The 2,482-nt window shown below is 67.5% G+C and carries 3 protein-coding genes and 1 pseudogene; all 4 read left to right on the top strand.

Annotated elements, in window-relative coordinates; all coding sequences use genetic code 11:
• A pseudogene (locus ACIHAO_RS41880) lies at positions 1 to 420 on the top strand (IS1380 family transposase); the annotation flags it as partial.
• Positions 421 to 456: 36 nt separating this feature from the next.
• The gene (locus tag ACIHAO_RS41875) at positions 457 to 798 is read left to right on the top strand and encodes a transposase (protein ID WP_396567724.1); all 342 of its coding nucleotides are present in this window, start codon (positions 457 to 459) and stop codon (positions 796 to 798) included.
• Positions 799 to 1,165: 367 nt separating this feature from the next.
• Complete coding sequence (locus ACIHAO_RS41870) at positions 1,166 to 1,447, top strand: DUF6235 family protein (RefSeq protein ID WP_396567720.1); 282 nt, start codon at positions 1,166 to 1,168, stop codon at positions 1,445 to 1,447.
• Positions 1,448 to 1,600: 153 nt separating this feature from the next.
• Positions 1,601 to 2,209 carry a response regulator transcription factor gene (locus ACIHAO_RS41865; protein ID WP_396567718.1) on the top strand — a complete coding sequence of 203 codons (609 nt, stop codon included), beginning with the start codon at positions 1,601 to 1,603 and terminating at the stop codon, positions 2,207 to 2,209.
• Positions 2,210 to 2,482: the final 273 nt, after the last annotated feature.

Here is a 2,482-nt window from a genome sequence, read left to right as displayed (position 1 = left end):
AACTGTGATTCCCGGCGCGGGGCCGCGTCGATGATCACCGAGGCGATCGGTCTCGCGCGCCGGGCCGGGGCGACCGGGACGATCGTGGTCCGCGCGGATTCGGCGTTCTTCACCGGCCCGATCATCGCCGCGATCCACGCAGCGGGCGCCTGGTTCTCAGTCACCGCCCAGAAAAATGCGGCGGTGAAGTCCGCGATCAACGGCATCGACGAGGACGCCTGGACCACGATCGCCTACCGGCACCCGATCCCCGACCCCGAAACCGGCGAGTTGATCACACACGCCGAGATCGCCGAAACCACCCTGACCGCGTTCGTCAATACCACCCAGAATCCCGGCCGTCAGGTCACCGCCCGGTTGCAGGTTCGCCGGACCCCAAGGTTCAAGCGGAACGACCAGGGTGAGTTGTTCCGCGTCTGAAACTACCACGCGGTCTTCACCGACACCGGCTTCGACCTGCACACCGCCGACAAATATCACCGCGAGCACGCGATCATCGAACAGGTCTTCGCCGACCTCAACGACTCCGCCCTCGCCCATTTCCCCTCCGGCCGCTTCCCCGCCAACCACGCCTGGCTGATCCTGGCCTGCCTCACCCACAACCTGCTCCGCGCCGCAGGCTGCCTGACCAGCGGTTTCCACGCCAAAGCCCGCACCGGCACCCTCCGCAAACAGCTGATCACCATTCCCGCCCGCATCACCCGCACCGCCCGCCGCATCACCCTGCGACTACCCGCCAACTGGCCCTGGCAAGCCGCCTACCAGGCACTTTTCGCCACAACGCACCGAACAGCCTGATCCCGCCCCGACAACCAGACCACAGTGGACACACCGGATGAGACGACCGGCAACCCACCCTGCCCACCAACCAGACACACGATCAAAAACCCCCACCAAGATCACCCAACAAACACACCGGTGGATCCAGGTTCAACGTCCCTATATCCACACACCCCTCCCGCGACACCAAAGGTCCCCTGCTCCCGTTCCGCAGGTCGGCGCCCCAGGAGATACTTACAGGACACGACCTAAACCGCTCGGCCGAAGGGGACGTCCCGCGTGGGGCGTCCCCTTCGGCATGTTCGTGCTCGTCCGGCGCAGGATGCGAGACGCGCGACGCCGCCGAAATCCGCCATGCTGGGAGCGGTTCGGTGAGGAGGCTCGGATGGCGGTGCGGCTGGAGCTGACCGGCGGGCTGGAATGGCTGGATTCGATTCCGGAAAGCGAACGCGCGACGGTTTTCACCGCGTTGTTCGCCGTCTGCGACGGATCCGCTTTCCTGACCTACGGCGTTTTCAAGGTCGGCGGCGGCCCCGGCCGGTTCCTGCTGACCGTCGCCCCCGAACTGGCGATCCGGATCCGGATCGATTGGGCGCGTTCGGAGTTCGAACTGCTCGGGTTCACCAGGAAGGCCGTCTGCTGGCCTCAGGAGCTGGACGCGCTGTGAAAGCCGATTCCGTTGCGGCATCCGGCTGCGGACAAGGACGTGCCCGGCGTCCCCCGATCGCCGCACCGGAAAGCGTATTCCGGGAATCACCGCGGCGATTGAGATTGCCGTAGAATCACGGCGGAGCCACTGAACTGGGGTGCGAGGTGCTTCGTGGTGATCAAAGTGCTGCTTGCCGAAGACATGCACATGGTCCGTGGTGCGCTCGTCGCACTGCTGAACCTGGAATCCGACATCGAGGTCGTCGCCCAAGTCGCTTCGGGTGACCAGATCCTCCCTGCCGCGAAATCCGTCCAGCCCGACGTCGCGGTCATCGACATCGACCTGCCGGGCAAGGACGGGCTGACCGCCGCCATGGAGATCCGCGAAAGCCTGCCCGGCTGCCGCACGCTGATCCTCACCAGCCTCGGCCGCCCGGGCACCGTCCGGCGCGCGCTCGACGCGAAGGTCAACGGCTTCCTGCTCAAGGACGCGCCGTCGGACAAACTGGCCAACGCCGTGCGATCCGTCGCGCACGGACGGCGCGTGATCGACAGCGAACTGGCGCTGGCCGCCTGGGAAACCGACGACTGCCCGCTGACCACACGCGAGATCGAGATCCTGCGGGTGACCGCGCTCGGGCGCGACGTCGCCGACATCGCGGCCGAACTCTTCCTTTCCCCCGGGACGGTCCGGAACTACCTGGCGGCCATCGTCACCAAACTCAACGCCCGCAACCGGGTCCACGCGATCCGCATCGCCACCGACGCCGAATGGCTGTGACCCTCTCGAGGGGCGGGTTGCTTGGGGCGCCGGCTGGGCCCGGCACCTCCGGCGGTCCGGTGTTCCCGATGTCGCATCTGGGACGCTGAGCGTCTCCAATGCGACATTGGGAACCTGGCGGTTCCCGAACTCGCGCTTGGAGCGGCCGTCGCCTTCAAGGCCGCAACGGTGGTGGGGGGGGGGGCCCCATGTGGGGGGCCGGGGGGGGGCCCCAGGGGGGGTGGGGCGGCGGGGCGGGGCCCGGGGCGGGGTGTTGGTGGGGCGGGGGGGTTT

It is taken from the genome of Amycolatopsis sp. NPDC052450, from assembly GCF_044547565.1.
In the GTDB taxonomy this organism is placed as follows: Bacteria; Actinomycetota; Actinomycetes; order Mycobacteriales; family Pseudonocardiaceae; genus Amycolatopsis.
The sequence above is the reverse complement of the archived record's forward strand: the minus strand, read 5'-3'. Positions and strand labels throughout refer to the sequence as shown.

Bases quoted from the DNA above. Each gene is read 5' to 3' on its own strand.
- ACIHAO_RS41870 (WP_396567720.1), top strand. From the start codon at position 1,166: ATGGCGGTGCGGCTGGAGCTGACCGGCGGGCTGGAATGGCTGGATTCG.